We start from the raw sequence: 15,035 nt of genomic DNA on the forward strand, positions 1-15,035 counted from the left end.
TTGCACAGACAAGTCTGTCTACCCCGTGCTATGTTGTTGATGGCGTCAGCGGTGCCCACCCCAAAACACTGCGACGCCACGGGCGTCATCGCGGATCTGTCCGTGGAGAAACCCGTTATTTCCCGCCGACCCGAACGCGGAGAAGCTTCTGAGAGCCCCTAACTCTCCGGGAAACACGAAAAAGCGATTGTCCCTAGCAATCGCCATGGCATTCCGGAGGTCCGTACCGTAATGCTGAGGAGTCGCGCCGGATGGTCGAATTCCCCAATTCGTCCATCCGGCCGATGTCCGCGGCCGCGCTGAAGATCCGGGCCACCGCTGCCGTCCTCTTCTACGACGAGGGCATCCACACCGTCGGAGTCGACCGCATCATCGCCGATGCGGGTGTGACGAAGGCCACCTTCTACAAGCACTTCCCCTCGAAGGACTCCCTCGTGGTCGCGTACGTCTACGACCGCGACGCCGCGATCCGCGAGCACCTGGGCGAGCTGGCACGCACGCTCGCGACACCCGAGCTCGTCGTGCGCGCTCTCGCCGCGACCATCTCCGACTACATCCAGGCCGCGAACTTCCGCGGCTGCCCCTTCATCAACGCCGCCGCCCAGGTGCGCGACGAGACGCACCCCGCACGGCTCGCGGTGACCGAGCACCGCGAGTGGTACAGCGCCTTCGTCGAAGGGCTCTTCCGCGATCTCGGGCATCCCCGGCCGGGCGACGCCGCCGACGACTTCTTCGTGGTGCGCGACGGCGCGATGTCGGGGGTGCACGTCGGCGACACGGTCGCCTCGAACGCCGCACTGCGACGCGGTGTGGACAGGCTCATCAGGGAGTCGCACGCCACGCAGGCGGCCTGAGCGAGCCCCGCCCTGAAGCGAGCCCCGCCCTGATCTGAGCGCGGCCAGCCGGAGCCACGGTGAACCCCGACGGGGCTAGGCGGAGACCCGGTCGAGCTCGATGACCTGGCTGCGGGTCAGCCGGATGCCGGCCGCCGCCATGAGCGCGTCGACCTGCTCCGGCCTGCTCGCGCTCGCGACCGGGGCGACCATGGCCGGCTTCGCGAGGATCCAGGCGAGCGCGATCGTCGCGACGCTCGTGTTGTGCACGGCGGCGATGTCGTCGAGCGCCGAGAGCACCCGGCTTCCGCGGCGACCGAGGTACTCGCCCGCGCGAACCCCGCGGGTGCTCGCCGTCAGGTCGGCCTTGGAGCGGTACTTGCCGGTCAGGAAGCCGTTGGCGAGGGCGAAGTACGGGAGGATGCCCATACCCTGCGCCGACGCGACGAGCGAGAGGCCCGACTCGACCTCGCGACGGTGCATGAGGCTGTAGTTCGTCTGCAGGGCGATGAAGGTGGGCAGCCCCGTCGCGGCGAGCACGCGGGCCTCGATGAGCCGCTCCGCCGAGAAGTTCGACGCGGCCAGGTGGCGCACCTTGCCCGATTCGATGAGCCGGCCGGCGGCGCCCAGGCTGTCCTCGAGCGGCACCTCCTGGTCGTCGTAGTGAAAGTACAGCACGTCGATGTGATCGGTGCGCAGGCGTTCGAGCGAGGCATCCACCGCCCGGCGGATCGCCTTCGGGCGGAGTCCGGGGTTGTCGAGGTTGCGACCGACCTTGGTGGCGACGACCATCGCGTCGCGGTTGCCGCGGGCCTCCATCCAGGCGCCGATGAGGGCTTCGCTGCGCCCCGACGCGTAGTTGTCGGCGGTGTCGATGAAGTTGCCGCCGTGCGAGCGGTAGCGGTCGAGGATGCGGGTGGTCGCCGCGGCGTCCGCCGTCCAGCCGAAGACGCTTCCGCCGAGCGCGAGCGGATAGACCGTGAGATCGGTGCCGAGACGGCGCGGGGCGACGATCGCGAGCGGCTGGGTGGTGCCGGGCCGTGAGTCCTCCGAGTCCACGAGCTGCGGAGCGTTGACGTGGTGCTGTGCCAGCACCGGTGCGAGCTGTGACACGTTCCCTCCTACGACCTACGCAGTCCCCCGGGGCGGTATCCCCTCGCGAAGCATCCGCCTCTTGTGAGAATACGGCCGTCTCTGTGGACTTCGTGGTATTGAAAGCCCAACCGTTATAGAAATGTTCGACACGGAGGCCCGATCGGATGGGATTTCCGACAAAACCGGAATGAATGACGCAGAACGCTCGTTCTACTCATTGAACTCATCATCGACGGAGATCCATCATCAGCGTGATTCATCATCGGAGCGAAAGGGAACGACGTGACGATCACGGCCATCGAGACGAAGAGCTCGGCATCCCGCGCAGCGATCCTGGCGACGTCCTCGCGCCTCTTCTACGAAGAGGGCATCCGCAGCGTCGGCGTCGATCGCATCGTCGACGAGGCGCGCTCGACGCGAGCGACGTTCTACCGGCATTTCCCCTCGAAAGACGACCTCGTCGTCGCCTATCTGCGTGAGCGCTCGGCGGCCTACCGCGCGGCTCTCTCGGAGGGCCGAGGGCTCTATCCCGACACCGGCCCCGACGCCGCCCGGCGGATCCTGCACGCGACCCTCGCGGCCATCGACGCGGAGGGCAGCTCGGCTGCCTTCCGCGGCTGCCCGTTCATCAACGCGGCGGCCGAGTTCTCCGATCCCGCGCATCCGGCACGGCTCGTCGTCGACGAGCACCGCCGCTGGTTCCACGACAGCCTCGAGGAGCTTCTGACGGATGCCGGCAACGCCGACCCCGCGGCAGCGGCCGAGCAGCTCGTGCTGCTGCGCGACGGAGCGATGGTGAGCGGCTACCTGGACGACCCGCGCGCGGCCGGCCGCGCCCTGCTCGCCGCCGGCGCCGCGATCATCGACGGCCGTTGAGGCGAGTCCTCTCGGCTACCGGGCCAGACGCTCGACCGCGAAGCCGAACACCCCGGGCAGGGCCCGGGCCGCCGGGACGATCGCGCGCCGGGCGGGCGACTGCGCCGCGGCGAGGAGCCCCTGGGTGATGAGCCGGGCATCCCGGGTGACCCTCCGCCACTCCCGTTCGTAGCCCTGCGGCTCGCCGCCCGCGATCGCGGCGACCGCGGCACGGGCCTGGGCGAATCCCACCCGCAGGCCTTCGCCCGTGAGGGCGTCGACGTAGCCGGAGGCGTCGCCGACGAGCAGTGCCCGGCCCCGCACCCGGCCGCGGGTGCGCTGACGCAGAGGGCCGGCGCCACGGAGCGACGAGGCCGCGACCGCGCCGGAGAGCCGCGCCGCGAGCTCCGGGAACCCCACGAGCGCGGCGTCGAAGCCCAGCCCGGGAGGGGCGAGCACGGCGACCCCGACCGTGCCCTCGCCCACGGGGGTGACATACGCCTCCGCAGCCTCAGACCAATGCACTTCGACGAGATCGGTCCACGGCTCGACAGCGAAATGCCGTCGCAGGCCGAACCGCCGCCGACGGCCGGGCTCCCGCTCGAGGCCCAGCTGACGGCGCACCGTCGAGTGCAGTCCGTCGCAGGCGAGCAGCCAGCGTGCCGAGACTCCCCCGGCCGCGATGGTCGTCGCCGACTGCACGACCCCGTCGACGCGGCCCGCCACACGCTCGACCCCGAGCTCCGCGGCTCGCGCCGAGAGGGCGCCGTGCAGCTCGAGACGCCGCACTCCGAGGCCGCCGCCTCCTGCGAAACGGTACTCGGCCCGCCGAACGCCCTGCAGGTACGCGAAACCGGCGATGCGGCATCCGCTCGGGTGCACGCCCCAGCGGGCCAGCTCGGCCACGGTGCCGGGCATGAGCCCCTCGCCGCAGGCCTTGTCGATGACGCCGGAGCGCGGCTCGACGATCGCGACGCTCAGCCCCGCCAGCCGCGCCTCGATCGCGCTCGCGAGCCCGACGGGTCCCCCGCCCGCGACGAGCACATCGACGTCGGGCACGGGTGGCATGTCAGCCGTTCCCGCGCTCCGCGCCAGAAGCGGACACGGCAGAGGCGGGCCTGCCGGAGACGGACGCTGATGGCGCGGCCGTCGACTTGCGCACGATGAGCTGGGGCTCGGTGTGCACGAACTCCGGCACATCCGTGTCGTCGATGAGGCCCAGCAGCGTCGACATGATCTGGAAGCCGAGCTGCACGAAGTCCTGACGCACGGTCGTCAGCGGCGGTATGAAGTGCGCGGCCTCGGGGATGTCGTCGAAGCCGACGACGCTCATGCCGCCGGGCACACCGACCCCGCCGTCCGACAGGCCGTGCAGCAGGCCGAGGGCCATCTGGTCGTTGGCCGCGAAGACGGCCGTGACGTCACCGGATGCCGCGAGCTCGAGCCCTCTCTCGTAACCGCTCTCCGGCGTCCAGTTGCCCTCCAGCGGCTCGATCACCGGCAGGCCGGCGCTCTCCAGCTCGGTGCGCCAGCCGCGCAGGCGCTCGCTCGCGTCGAGCGACCAGTCCGGCCCGGACAGGTGGGCGATGCGGCTGTGACCCAGCTCGATGAGATGCGCCGTCGCCATCCGCGCGCCCAGGAACTGGTCGATCGCCACGTTGTGCCTGTCGCTCGAGCCGCCGCTGTCGGCGACGACGAGCGGCACATCGAGGTCGAGCGCGTCGATGATGTCGAGGGCCCGTTTGTCGGCCACGATGAGCACGATCCCCTCGACGCCCTGCCCCATGAGCACGTCGAGGGCCGCCTGCATGGGCTCGCGCTCCGCAGTCGGCAGGCTCGCCATGCTCACCTGGTAGCCGGAGGCGCGGGCCGCCTCGTTGAAGGCGATCATCCGCTTGGAGTGGCTGTGCAGCGCGAGCCCGGTGCTGATGAGCCCGACGCTTCTCGTGCGGTTCGTCGCGAGCGCCCGGGCGACCGTGCTGCGGTGGTAGCGAAGGCTCTTGATGGCGTCCTGCACGCGATCGCGGGTCTCGGCGTTGACCCGGTGCGGTTCGTTGAGAACCCGTGAGACGGTCTGGTGGGACACCCCGGCGAGGCGGCCGACATCGGCCATGGTCACACGAGGACTCACCGCTCTCCTTCCGCCACGTCGCGCCCCTGCCGTTCCGGCGCCTACTGGTCCACCACCGAACCGTCGACATGCAGCCGGGTGAGGATCTCACGCTTCCGATAAGGGTATCGTTCCGCCGCACCGGGCTGGAGAGCGACACCGATGCCGGGGAGGTCGTTGATCGTGACGAAGCCCTCGCCGTCGTGCTCGGCCGCGCCGCTCACGAGCGCCGAGGGCTCGGGACGCATGTCGCCCTTCTCGCCCCACGAGTCGTTCGGGAACTCCTGGATCACGAAGTTGGGCGCCGTCGCCGCGATCTGCAGGCAGGCCGCCGTCGACACGGGGCTGAGCGGGTTGTGCGGCACGACCCCGATGTGCAGGGCCTCGGCGAGCGCCGCGACCTTGCGCGCACCCGTGATGCCCCCGACGATGCACACGTCGGGGCGCACGAGCTGGGCTCCCCCGCGGGCCAGGAGCATCTGGAACTCCCACAGCGAGGTGTACCGCTCCCCCGTCGCGATGGGCACGGTGGTCTTCGAGGCGACGTAGCCCATCTCGTCGATGTTGTCGGGCAGCACCGGATCCTCCATGAACAGGGGCGTGTACTGCTCGATCGCGTTGCCGAGTTGCACCGCCTCGAAGGGCGAGAGCCTGCGGTGGATCTCGATGCACAGATCGACCTCGGTGCCGGCGGCTTCGCGATAGCGGGCGACGGCGTCCACTGCTCCCCGGATCTTCTGCACGTGCGTCTCGAAGTACGGCTCGGTGCGCAGCGCGTCGGTGAACGGCGTGAGGTGTCCGACCGCGGTGTAGCCCTGCCGACGGGCGTCTGCGATGCCGTCGACGAGCTCATCCGTCGTCTCGCCGAACACGTGGTAGTACACCCGGGCCCGGTCGCGCACCTTGCCGCCGAGCAGCGCGTGCACCGGGGCATCCAGATGCTTGCCCGTGATGTCCCAGAGCGCGATGTCGACGGCGCTCAGGGCCCCCATGACCACGGCTCCGCCGAAGTGGGTCCAGCGGTAGAGGTACTGCCAGTGGTGCTCGATGAGCAGGGGATCCTTGCCGATCAGGTACTCGGCGAAGCGGGTGATCGTCGCAGCCGTGCCCTCCTGGAAGCCCCATGCCCCGGATTCACCGAGCCCGACGATGCCGGTGTCGGTGGTGATCTCCACGAAGAGGTAACGGTCGATGAAGATCGGGGTGACGCTTTCGATGCGCATGCTGCATGCCTTTCAGATGTTGATGGAGAAGAATCGCGGACGCCGGGGGCTCAGCCCTTTTCGGCGCCACCGGTCAAGCCGTCGGTCAGGAGGCGTTCGCTCCCGAAGAAGATGAGGATGATCGGGATGGTCGTGATGACGGATGCCGCCATGAGCACGGTCGTCGGAACCTCGATGCTGTTCCCGCTCAACTGCGACAGGCCGAGCGAGACCGTCCACCTGTTCCTGTCGTCGACGAGGAAGAGCAGGGCGAAGAGGAACTCGTTCCAGGCCACCATAAAGACGAACAGGCCATTGGCGACGATCGCCGGCATCGCGAGCGGCAGGCTGATGCGCCACATGGTGCCGAGCCGAGAGCATCCGTCGAGCGCCGCGGCCTCCTCGAGGCTCACCGGGATCGTCGTGAAGTAGTTCCTCAGCATGTAGATGCTGACCGCGACGGTCTGCGAGACGTAGACGAGCAGCACGGCGATGAGCGAGCCGCGCAGTCCCACCCGTGTGAAGAACACGAAGAGCGGAACGGCCAGCAGGATGCTCGGGAACAGGTAGACCGCGAGGAAGAGCGCGCTGATGTGCCTGCGACCGAAGAAGCGCAGCCTGCTCACGGCATAGGAGCCGGGGATCGAGACGGCGAGGGTCAGCAGCACCGTTCCGATCGCGAGCACGGCGCTGTTGCCCATGAACCCGAGGAAGCCCTCGCCGCCGCCCACGACGGGCAGCAGCGCGCGGGAGTAGGCCTCGAAGCTCAGATCGCCGAGCGCGACCCACAGCGCCCCCGGATTGCCCAGCACGTCGCCCAGGCCGCGGATCGAGAGCAGTCCCATGTAGTAGAAGGGGAAGATCGTGGCGATGAGCAGCGCGACGATGACCACCCAGCGCGAGATGCCGAAGAAGCGGTTCTCGAAACCGTCGCGGGTGAACCGCCGTGCGGTTCTGGGCGCGGGCCGGGGCGAGGCGTCCGCCGCCTTGTGTTCGAGCGTCGTCATGAGAAGTCGTCCTCTCGTTTGCCGAAGAATTTGAGGTAGACGCCGACGAGCACCGCGAGCACGATCGCGATCACGAGCGCCTGGGCCGAGGCGAGGCCGATGTCGCCGCGTCCGGTGAGGAACTGGTAGACGCGCACGCTGATGACCTCGGTTCCGGCACCGCCGCCCGTGAGCAGGTAGATGTCGTCGAAGCTCGTGAAGGTCCAGATGAACCGCAGCACGGCGAGCACCGCGATCGTCGGCAGCAGCTGCGGCCAGACGATGTAGCGGAATCGCTGCGACACCGTCGCGCCGTCGACTCTCGCGGCCTCCTCGAGCGAGCCGGGGATGGCCTGGAGCCGCGCCGTCAGGAAGAGGAACGCGAAGGGGAACTGGCGCCAGGCCTCGAATGCGATGACGGTGATGAGCGCCGTCGGCACCGGGATGACGAGGCCGAAGAGCGAGACCTCGTTGGTCTTCTCGCTGAGGAAGGCGATGGGATCCGACCAGCCCAGCAGCCGCTCGCCCCAGTAGTTGACGAAGCCGAACTGCGGGCTGAGCATCGTCTGCCAGACGAAGGCGACGGCGACGACCGGTGCGACATAGGGCAGCAGCATGGCCGAGCGCACGAAGCCGCGACCGCGGAACTTCTTGCGCAGCGCGAGCGCCGCGACGAGGCCGAGGGCGATGGATGACGCAGTGCCGAGTATCGAGTAGACGAGCGTTGTGACGATCGTGTCGACGAAGCCCGGCGCCGTGACCACGTTGACGAAGTTGTCGAGCACGTAGTCGCCGAAGACGCTCGCGGAGCGCAGGTTGATCAGGCGCACCTTCTGGAAGGCGAGCGAGATGCTCCAGAGGATCGGCAGCACGACGACGGCGATGACGATGATCACGGTCGGAGCGATGAGCCCCATGCCCGTCCTCGCCTCGGCCCGCCGCATCGCGCCCGGCTTGGGACTGCGCGGAGACCGCGCCCGGGGTGTCTGGGGTGGGCCCGGCGGCACCGGAGTCGATCCGATGCCGCCGGGGGTCAGCGTGCTGGTCACTCGATCGAGTCCTGGATGCCCTGGATCGCCTGCTGCGCCTGCTCGGCCGCGCCCGCGCCATCGATCTCGCCGCTCGCGAGGGCGCCGATGGCCTTCGGGATCGGCAGCTCGGTGAGGATCGCGCCGAGCAGGTTGCCCTGGCCCTGATCGAAACCCCAGCGGCTGAAGTTGTCGACGCCGCTCTGCAGGGCGTCGATGACCTCGGGCGAATAGATGTCGGTGAGCTTCGCGCGGGTGTCGACGCCGCTCTCGAGCTCCTTCCATCCGTCGGTGAACTTCTGCGGCTCATCCGCCGTTCCGCTGCGGGTCGGGAACTTGCCCTCGGGGGCCTGGCTGAGCCACTGGAGGTAGGCGTCATCCATGAAGTACTCGACGAACTGAGTGGCGGCCTCGGTGTTCGCATCGGCCGTGATGACCCAGGAGGTCACGTCTCCGCCGGAGACGGGCCCGCCGTCGGGCCCCGAGAGGCTCGTGACGAAGCCGCTGTTCTCGGCGATGAAGCGCGGGTTGTCGGCGCACTCGGGGCAGGTCGGCATCGCGTCGTCGACGAGCCCGGCCATCTCGTCGAGGATGAAGGACGCCCACATGGTGATGGCCGCCTTGCCCGCCATGTAGGTGGTCTTGGTGCCCGTGGAGTCCATCGCGCCGCTCACGGAGAGGTCGCCCGTGAGCGTGCCGTACTGGGTGAAGGCCTCGACGCACTCGGGGCTGTCGATCGTGACCGCACCGCTGTCGTCGACGAGCTCGCAGCCGTTGGCGAGGGCGAAGAACTCGAAGATCTGCTGCGTGTAGGAGGTGCTCGGGCTGTTGCCGGCCACGAAGCCCGCGATCTCGGGGCTGTTGAGGGTCTCGGCGGCCTTCATCACGTCGTCGTAGGTCTCCGGCGCCGGCAGTCCGGCCTTCTCGAAGAGGTCTTTGCGGTAGATGACCGAGAGCGGGAAGCCGTCGCTCGGGATGGCCAGCTGGGCTCCGTCCTCCTGGGTGAGGGTGAGTGCGGCGGGCGAGAACGTTGCGGGGTCGAGGTCGCTGAGCACGGTGGCCGTCGCCTCGGTGTTGACGAGCTCGTTGCTCGACATCGTGCGCACGGCGGAGAGGGGAAGGGCTCCGACGACGTCGGGCAGGGTTCCCGCCGCAGCGGCCGCCGTGATGAGCTGCGGGAACTGGTCTTCGTTGACGCCCACGAGCTCGACCGCGATGCCCGTCGACTCGGTGAACTGGTCGGCGGCCGCCTGAGCGATCGCCAGGCGGTCGGCCTGCTCCTCGAGGGTCCAGACGACGAGCTCGTTGTCGTCTCCTCCGCCGGAGCCCGAGGAGTCCGAGGCTCCGCAGCCGGTGAACGTCGTCAGTACCGCGATCGCGGCGAGCACGACCAGGGGTGCTTTTCTTCTCTTCATCGAGAAACTCCTTGATGTGGGGTGGTTGCACAGAACGATGCTGTTTGTGTGTTGTGCGGTCCTGCGTCCTGAGCGACGCAGTGTTAGCGCTCGCATCCGGACAATCACCAATGTTAGCGCTCGCATAAGATGTGTCAAGACACCGTCGGGAATCGATGGGGATTCGGTGGCTGGCGATCGGAGGGTCGCGCGGGTATGTGCCGAGGCTGCGAGGCGGCGAGGACTGTGCGCCGGGGTGCGGCTACGACCGGATCAGGCCTGCCCGTCGCCCTCGAGAGGGCTTCGACGGTGGTCGAGGGTCGCGAGCGCCGTGTTCTCGATCGGGATGCGGAAGCGGAAGAGCAGGATCGCATTGAGGACCGTGAAGCACAGTGCCGTGATCCACGCGCTGTGCACGAGCGGCAGCGCGAAGCCCTCCACGATCACCGCGATGTAGTTCGGGTGGTGCAGCCACGACCAGCGGTACGGGCCACGGGTGACCCTCGGCAGGCCCGGGACCACGATGACCCGGGTGTTCCACCGGCGTCCGAGCGCCCCGATGCACCACCAGCGCAGCGCCTGCGACGCCAGCACGAGAGCGAGCATGGGCCAGCCGAGCCACGGGATGAACGGGCGGCCGAGACCCCACACCTCCACGAGACACGCGATGAGCAGCCCCGTGTGCAGGAGGACCATGGCCGGGAAGTGCCGCTGGCCGTACTCCACTCCCCCGCGTGCGAACGACCAGCGGGCGTTCCGATCCGACACGATCAGCTCGGCGAGCCGTTCGAGGCCCGTCGCGACGACGAGCAGCGTGTAGAGCATCATGCGTCGGGCCATTCGAGCAGCACGAGCTCGGCGCTCACACCCGGGCCGAAGGCGAAGAGCAGGCCGTGGGCGCCGGGCGCCGGGCGGGTCTCGATCGTGTCGGCGAGCACGTGCAGCACCGACGACGACGACAGGTTGCCCACCCTCTCGAGGGAGCCCCAGCTGATCGCGAGAGCATGCTCCGGAAGGTCGAGCACCTCCTCGAAGACCTCGAGCACACGCGGGCCGCCGGGATGCGCCATCCACTCCGTCACCGAGTCGCGCTCGAGGCCGTTCGCCGCGAGGAAGCCGTCGACCTCCGGGCGAAGATGGTCGCGGATGACGTCGGGCATGCCCGCGGAGAGCACGATGCGAAAACCCGTGCCCCCGACATCCCACCCCAGATCGCCCTCGGTGTCGGGATAGACCCTGCTGCTCGTGTCGACGATCCGCGGCCCCCGGGCGCCGAGAGCCTCGGCGCGCCGCTCGCCGAGCACCACGACGGCGGTCGCCCCGTCGCCGAAGAGGCCGCTCGCGACGAGGTTCGCCATCGAGTCGTCGTCGCGCTGCAGGGTGAGCGAGCAGAGCTCCACGGACAGCAGGATCGCGACGTCGTCGGGATGCCCCGCGAGGTAGTCGTGCACGCGGGCGAGCCCGGACGCCCCCGCCACGCAGCCGAGGCCGAACGACGGCATGCGCTTGACGTCGGGGCGCAGGCCGAGCCGGGAGATCAGGAGGGCGTCGAGCGAGGGGGCCGAGACGCCCGTGACCGTCGTGAACAGGAGGAAGTCGACATCCTGTGCTTCGACGCCGGCGATCTCGAGCGCGTCGCGGATGGCCCGCTCCGCGAGCAGGAGGCCCTCTGAGATGAACACGTCGTTGGAGACGGTGAACGAGTCGAGCGCCGCGTAGCTCTCGAGCGGCCGCACGAGGTGGCGGGTCGCGACCTTGCTCGAGGTGTGCAGCCTCGACATCACCGCCCGCTTACCCGGATCGCGCGCGATGAGCGGCGCGAGGTGGTGCGTGATCTCGGCCTGCGTGTAGACCTCGACCGGGAGCACCGGTGCGACGGCGGCGATTCGCGACATTTCCGCACGGTATCACGCGGAGCCGTCGTCGGCATGACGAAGGGCCCGGCCGGTGGATGCCGGCGGGCCCGTCGTCGTGCTGTGTTCGTCGTGCGGCCTGTTCTCGGCGGGGTCGCCGTGCCTCCCGGCACCGCGGGGTCAGACCTCGGCGGACTCGCCGATCCGTGCGGTCTGACCGAGCCGTGCGGCCTGCGCGGGCTGCGCCTCCCGCGTCTGGCCCACCACGCCGTTGCGGGCGAGGAAGTCGAGCGCCGCATCGGCGACCTCACGCCAGCCGTGATCGATGACGAGCGAGTGGCCGCGGTCGTCGAAGACGCGGTACTCGTTGACCGTCGGGGCCTTCGCATAGAGCGCGAAGGCGGCACGGGACGTGACCTCGGGCACGGTGTGATCCTGCCCGCCGCCGATGATGAGCAACGGCCCGCGAACGGCGTGCACGTTCACGGCCGCCGGCGACTTCGACGAGAAGTTCGCTGTCGCCGCCTCGAAGAGCGGACGCCCCGGAGCCGGGATCGCGTAGCGGGCGAAGAGCTCGTTCGACTCCTTCTCGGAGACGGCGTTCGCGAAGCCGCCGTGGAACCGCTTCGGGGTCTGCGACACCGCGCGCTTGCGGTTCGCCGGGTTGCCGAGCACCGGCAGGGCGTTCTTCAGCTGCACGAAGGGAAGCGGCAGAACACCCTTGATCTGCGCGGGATCGATCGCGACGGCGGCGACGGCCAGCCCCATGCCGAGGAGCTTCTGGGCGATGAGGCCGCCGAAGGAGTGGCCGATCAGCACGGGCTTCGAGCCGAGCGAGCGGATGACGCCGGCGTAGTGCTCGACGACCTGGTCGATGCCGACACCCGCGATCGCCTCCGGGTTGGCGTTCGACTCGGCGACCGTCGCGGAATCGCCCGGCCATCCGGGGGCCTGCGCGTCGAAGCCGTTCGCGCGGAAGAGCTCGACCCAGTTGTCCCAGGAGCTGGAGTGCATCCAGAGCCCGTGGATGAAGATGACCGGAGTCGCCTGCGTGGTGTTCATTTCTTCGTACCCTTCGTCGTGGTGGTCATGGCTGATGAGTGGTCTGCAACATAGGTAGAACGTTCGTTCTTGTTATGATGTAACGGTACCGCGGAGAGAACATTCCCGCAAGAACGAATGTTCTTTATTTTGATTGCCGACCTGTCCTGCACGGAGGTCTCGCACAGTTGGTGGAGGCATCCCGCTCGGCGCACGGGTACGGTTTCCTTGCGGCATATACTTTCCACATGGAAAACGATTCGGAGCACGCCTCTGCACCCGTGAGCCCGGCGCACCGTGCCGCCGAACAGCTCGCCGCACGACGGAGGATGCGGGAACTCTCCGAGACGACGACCTCGCCACGTGCATACGCGTTGCTGACCCTTTCGGCCGCGCTTATGACCGCCGTCTTCGTCACCGTGTATCTGATCGCCTTCACAGGGCACGCGAGCGGACGGAACGGCAACGTCTACGCCGGATACTCGCTGTTCATCCTGCCGATCGTCCCCGAGCTGATGTTCACCGGGCTCCTCGCCGGGGCACGGGAGCGGTTCAGCGTTCGTCGCAGGAGAGGTGTCGCCGGGGTCGGCACAGCACTCGTCTTCGCGGGATTCCTCGTGCTGCTCCTGCTGGGCATCTCGCAGATCGCCTATCCATGGTGGATCAACCCGGTCTTCGGTGTCGTCGCGTTCCTGCTGCTCGGAGGTCCTCCGCTGCGCCGGCTTGTGCTCGAGCGCACGCAGGCGGGATATGCCTCCGAACGGCGCAGCAGCGAACGGTGGAGCAGCGAACCGCTGAGCCCCGGCATCCGAACCATGACCGCCCTCATCGGCGTGTACCTGGGAGCACTCGCGGCCATGAGCTCACAACCCTGGTTCCCCTACGTCGGCATGGCCGCTGTGCTCGTACTGGTGATCTGGGGTCTGCCGTTCGGCCTGCCACGCGCGGGATACGAATGGGGGCCGCTGTGCTGGGGCGCGTTCGGCCTCAGCACGGCGATACTATTCGGCCTGACCCTGGCGCTCATGCGCACCGACTGGGTGACCCCGACGGTTGCGGTGATCACGGGGATCGCCATCGCGCTCGTTATGATCGCGGCATCCATGGCCGCGTCCCTCATCGACGCGCCCATAGCGCCCGCCCGGCCAGGGAAAGGCTGAGCCCGCATGGCCCACCCCCGGCACCGATTGGATGACGCCTTCCAGACGCCCATCCGCTTCTCGCTCATGGCGGCGCTCGGAGACGACCTCGAGATGGACTTCGGGGCGTTGCGGGAGCTCCTGGAGTCGGAGAACTCGGTGCTCAGCAAGGCCGTCTCCTACCTGGAGAAGGACGGCTACGTGAGAGTGACCAAGGGATACCTCGGCACACGTCCCCGTACCTGGATCGCGCCCACGGCGAAAGGGCGCCGCGCCTATCGCGAGCACCTCCGAGCGCTCCGCGAGATCGCCGGCGACGTCCTCGGCTGAGGACGTCGCTCACTCACTCGGCCGGGCCCGCCGGCATCGGCATAACGACGTCCTCGAACTCGGGATGCTTCGACACGTAGGAGCGGAAGAACGGGCACTGCAGAACGGCCCCGGAACCCGTCTCGCGCAGGCTCGTGAGAGCGGTCTTCGCGAGCGCGCTGCCGACGCCCGTGCCCTCCGCGGCGGGGTCGACCTCGGTGTGGGTGAAGATCAGGCCGCCCTTCACCGGGCGATAGTAGGCGCGCCCGACGATCTCGCCGTCGAGCGTGGCCTCGAAGCGGTGCAGCGTGCTGTTGTCGCGGATCTCGACGTCACTCATGTCGTCAGACTACCGGCATCCCGGAGCGGCTGGCATGCTGCCGGCATCCCGCGCTCAGACGCCCGTCGCGCCCAGCCAGGAGCCGATGCCGTACGTCACCGCGAGGGCGAGCGCGCCGCCCACCACGATGCGCACCGTGGCGCGCAGCACGGGGCTGCCGCCGATCCTCGCGCTCGTGACGCCGGTGATGACGAGGGCGAGCAGCACGGCGGCGAAGGTCACCGGGATCCGCCAGGCGTCGGGTGGCAGAAGGATGGCGAGCATCGGCAGGACGCCCCCGATCGTGAACGCGGTCGCCGAGGCGACGGCCGCGCGCCACGGGCTCGCGACATCGCTCTCGACGATGTTCAGCTCCGCCTGCAGATGCGCGGCGAGGGCGTTCTGCCCGGTCAGCTCGGTCGCGACCGCACGAGCCGTCTGCTCCGAGAGCCCCTTCGCGCGGTAGAGGCCCACCAGCTCCTCGAGCTCCGCCTCCGGCTGGGTGCGCAGCTCCTCCTTCTCGCGGAGGATGAGGGCCTTCTGGGTGTCGCTCTGGCTGCTCACCGAGACGTACTCCCCCAGCGCCATCGAGATCGCGCCGCCGATGAGGCCGGCGAGCCCCGCCGTGAGGATCGGTGCGACGGAGGACGTCGCACCGGCGACGCCCACCACGATCGCGGCGACCGAGACGATGCCGTCGTTCGCGCCGAGCACACCGGCCCGAAGCCAGTTGAGCCGGTTGGCGAGGCCCTCGCGATGCGGCTCGTGCGGGTGGGCGCCGGTCGCGGCATCCGCAGATGCATTCGGCGTGCTCGATGCGCTCGGCGTGCTCATGTGCAGTCACGCTACCCGATATGCAGAACGGCCGGCC

16 protein-coding genes are annotated in these 15,035 nt (G+C 69.0%); 4 read left to right on the forward strand and 12 right to left on the reverse strand.

Annotated elements, in window-relative coordinates; genetic code table 11:
* Positions 1–251 precede the first annotated feature (251 nt).
* Positions 252–854, forward strand: a complete 603-nt coding sequence (locus CLV54_RS11375; RefSeq protein ID WP_100345119.1) for a TetR/AcrR family transcriptional regulator — start codon at positions 252–254, stop codon at positions 852–854.
* 75 nt (positions 855–929) lie between these two features.
* Here the strand turns inward: CLV54_RS11375 and CLV54_RS11380 are convergent, their stop codons facing one another.
* Entirely contained in the window at positions 930–1,946 is a 1,017-nt protein-coding gene (locus CLV54_RS11380; protein WP_100345120.1) for an aldo/keto reductase, read from the reverse strand.
* Between the two features lie 264 nt (positions 1,947–2,210).
* Between CLV54_RS11380 and CLV54_RS11385 the strand changes: the two genes are divergently transcribed.
* On the forward strand, positions 2,211–2,804 hold the full coding sequence (locus CLV54_RS11385) for a TetR/AcrR family transcriptional regulator (protein WP_245861642.1): 594 nt from the start codon (positions 2,211–2,213) through the stop codon (positions 2,802–2,804).
* Between the two features lie 15 nt (positions 2,805–2,819).
* On the opposite strand, the gene CLV54_RS11390 is transcribed toward CLV54_RS11385, so the two are convergent.
* From CLV54_RS11390 to CLV54_RS11430, 9 genes are all read right to left on the reverse strand, one after another.
* Positions 2,820–3,851 carry an NAD(P)/FAD-dependent oxidoreductase gene (locus tag CLV54_RS11390; protein ID WP_100345121.1) on the reverse strand — a complete coding sequence of 344 codons (1,032 nt, stop codon included), beginning with the start codon at positions 3,849–3,851 and terminating at the stop codon, positions 2,820–2,822.
* A 1-nt stretch (position 3,852) separates the two neighbouring features.
* Positions 3,853–4,914: a LacI family DNA-binding transcriptional regulator gene (locus CLV54_RS11395; RefSeq protein ID WP_157802935.1), complete on the reverse strand. Its 1,062-nt coding sequence runs from the start codon at positions 4,912–4,914 to the stop codon at positions 3,853–3,855.
* A gap of 41 nt (positions 4,915–4,955) precedes the next feature.
* A complete protein-coding gene (locus CLV54_RS11400; protein WP_100345123.1) occupies positions 4,956–6,116 on the reverse strand; it encodes a mandelate racemase/muconate lactonizing enzyme family protein in 1,161 nt (386 codons plus the stop codon).
* A gap of 50 nt (positions 6,117–6,166) precedes the next feature.
* Positions 6,167–7,102, reverse strand: a complete 936-nt coding sequence (locus CLV54_RS11405) for a carbohydrate ABC transporter permease (RefSeq protein WP_100345124.1) — start codon at positions 7,100–7,102, stop codon at positions 6,167–6,169.
* Positions 7,099–8,130: a carbohydrate ABC transporter permease gene (locus CLV54_RS11410; RefSeq protein ID WP_245861645.1), complete on the reverse strand. Its 1,032-nt coding sequence runs from the start codon at positions 8,128–8,130 to the stop codon at positions 7,099–7,101. The genes CLV54_RS11405 and CLV54_RS11410 overlap by 4 nt, the downstream gene beginning before the upstream one ends.
* Entirely contained in the window at positions 8,127–9,524 is a 1,398-nt protein-coding gene (locus CLV54_RS11415; RefSeq protein ID WP_100345125.1) for an ABC transporter substrate-binding protein, read from the reverse strand. Before CLV54_RS11415 ends, CLV54_RS11410 begins: the two co-directional genes overlap by 4 nt.
* A gap of 252 nt (positions 9,525–9,776) precedes the next feature.
* Positions 9,777–10,331 carry an isoprenylcysteine carboxyl methyltransferase family protein gene (locus CLV54_RS11420; RefSeq protein WP_100345126.1) on the reverse strand — a complete coding sequence of 185 codons (555 nt, stop codon included), beginning with the start codon at positions 10,329–10,331 and terminating at the stop codon, positions 9,777–9,779.
* Complete coding sequence (locus CLV54_RS11425) at positions 10,328–11,398, reverse strand: type III polyketide synthase (protein ID WP_100345127.1); 1,071 nt, start codon at positions 11,396–11,398, stop codon at positions 10,328–10,330. Before CLV54_RS11425 ends, CLV54_RS11420 begins: the two co-directional genes overlap by 4 nt.
* Positions 11,399–11,536: 138 nt before the next feature.
* Positions 11,537–12,418: an alpha/beta hydrolase gene (locus CLV54_RS11430; RefSeq protein ID WP_100345128.1), complete on the reverse strand. Its 882-nt coding sequence runs from the start codon at positions 12,416–12,418 to the stop codon at positions 11,537–11,539.
* A gap of 227 nt (positions 12,419–12,645) precedes the next feature.
* Between CLV54_RS11430 and CLV54_RS11435 the strand changes: the two genes are divergently transcribed.
* The gene (locus CLV54_RS11435) at positions 12,646–13,557 is read left to right on the forward strand and encodes a hypothetical protein (protein WP_157802936.1); all 912 of its coding nucleotides are present in this window, start codon (positions 12,646–12,648) and stop codon (positions 13,555–13,557) included.
* A 6-nt stretch (positions 13,558–13,563) separates the two neighbouring features.
* Positions 13,564–13,866, forward strand: coding sequence for a transcriptional regulator (locus CLV54_RS11440; RefSeq protein ID WP_100345130.1), 303 nt, complete (start codon positions 13,564–13,566; stop codon positions 13,864–13,866).
* Between the two features lie 13 nt (positions 13,867–13,879).
* On the opposite strand, the gene CLV54_RS11445 is transcribed toward CLV54_RS11440, so the two are convergent.
* Positions 13,880–14,185, reverse strand: a complete 306-nt coding sequence (locus tag CLV54_RS11445; protein WP_100345131.1) for a GNAT family N-acetyltransferase — start codon at positions 14,183–14,185, stop codon at positions 13,880–13,882.
* 54 nt (positions 14,186–14,239) lie between these two features.
* The gene (locus CLV54_RS11450) at positions 14,240–14,998 is read right to left on the reverse strand and encodes a VIT1/CCC1 transporter family protein (protein ID WP_100345132.1); all 759 of its coding nucleotides are present in this window, start codon (positions 14,996–14,998) and stop codon (positions 14,240–14,242) included.
* Between the last annotated feature and the right edge of the window lie 37 nt (positions 14,999–15,035).

This window comes from Compostimonas suwonensis (assembly GCF_002797855.1).
GTDB classification, from domain to species: domain Bacteria; phylum Actinomycetota; class Actinomycetes; order Actinomycetales; family Microbacteriaceae; genus Compostimonas; species Compostimonas suwonensis.

Bases quoted from the DNA above. Each gene is read 5' to 3' on its own strand.
- CLV54_RS11405 (WP_100345124.1), bottom strand. From the start codon at position 7,102: ATGACGACGCTCGAACACAAGGCGGCGGACGCCTCGCCCCGGCCCGCG.
- CLV54_RS11450 (WP_100345132.1), bottom strand. From the start codon at position 14,998: ATGAGCACGCCGAGCGCATCGAGCACGCCGAATGCATCTGCGGATGCC.
- CLV54_RS11375 (WP_100345119.1), top strand. From the start codon at position 252: ATGGTCGAATTCCCCAATTCGTCCATCCGGCCGATGTCCGCGGCCGCG.
- CLV54_RS11400 (WP_100345123.1), bottom strand. From the start codon at position 6,116: ATGCGCATCGAAAGCGTCACCCCGATCTTCATCGACCGTTACCTCTTC.
- CLV54_RS11390 (WP_100345121.1), bottom strand. From the start codon at position 3,851: ATGCCACCCGTGCCCGACGTCGATGTGCTCGTCGCGGGCGGGGGACCC.
- CLV54_RS11445 (WP_100345131.1), bottom strand. From the start codon at position 14,185: ATGAGTGACGTCGAGATCCGCGACAACAGCACGCTGCACCGCTTCGAG.
- CLV54_RS11440 (WP_100345130.1), top strand. From the start codon at position 13,564: ATGGCCCACCCCCGGCACCGATTGGATGACGCCTTCCAGACGCCCATC.
- CLV54_RS11425 (WP_100345127.1), bottom strand. From the start codon at position 11,398: ATGTCGCGAATCGCCGCCGTCGCACCGGTGCTCCCGGTCGAGGTCTAC.
- CLV54_RS11430 (WP_100345128.1), bottom strand. From the start codon at position 12,418: ATGAACACCACGCAGGCGACTCCGGTCATCTTCATCCACGGGCTCTGG.
- CLV54_RS11435 (WP_157802936.1), top strand. From the start codon at position 12,646: ATGGAAAACGATTCGGAGCACGCCTCTGCACCCGTGAGCCCGGCGCAC.
- CLV54_RS11415 (WP_100345125.1), bottom strand. From the start codon at position 9,524: ATGAAGAGAAGAAAAGCACCCCTGGTCGTGCTCGCCGCGATCGCGGTA.
- CLV54_RS11420 (WP_100345126.1), bottom strand. From the start codon at position 10,331: ATGATGCTCTACACGCTGCTCGTCGTCGCGACGGGCCTCGAACGGCTC.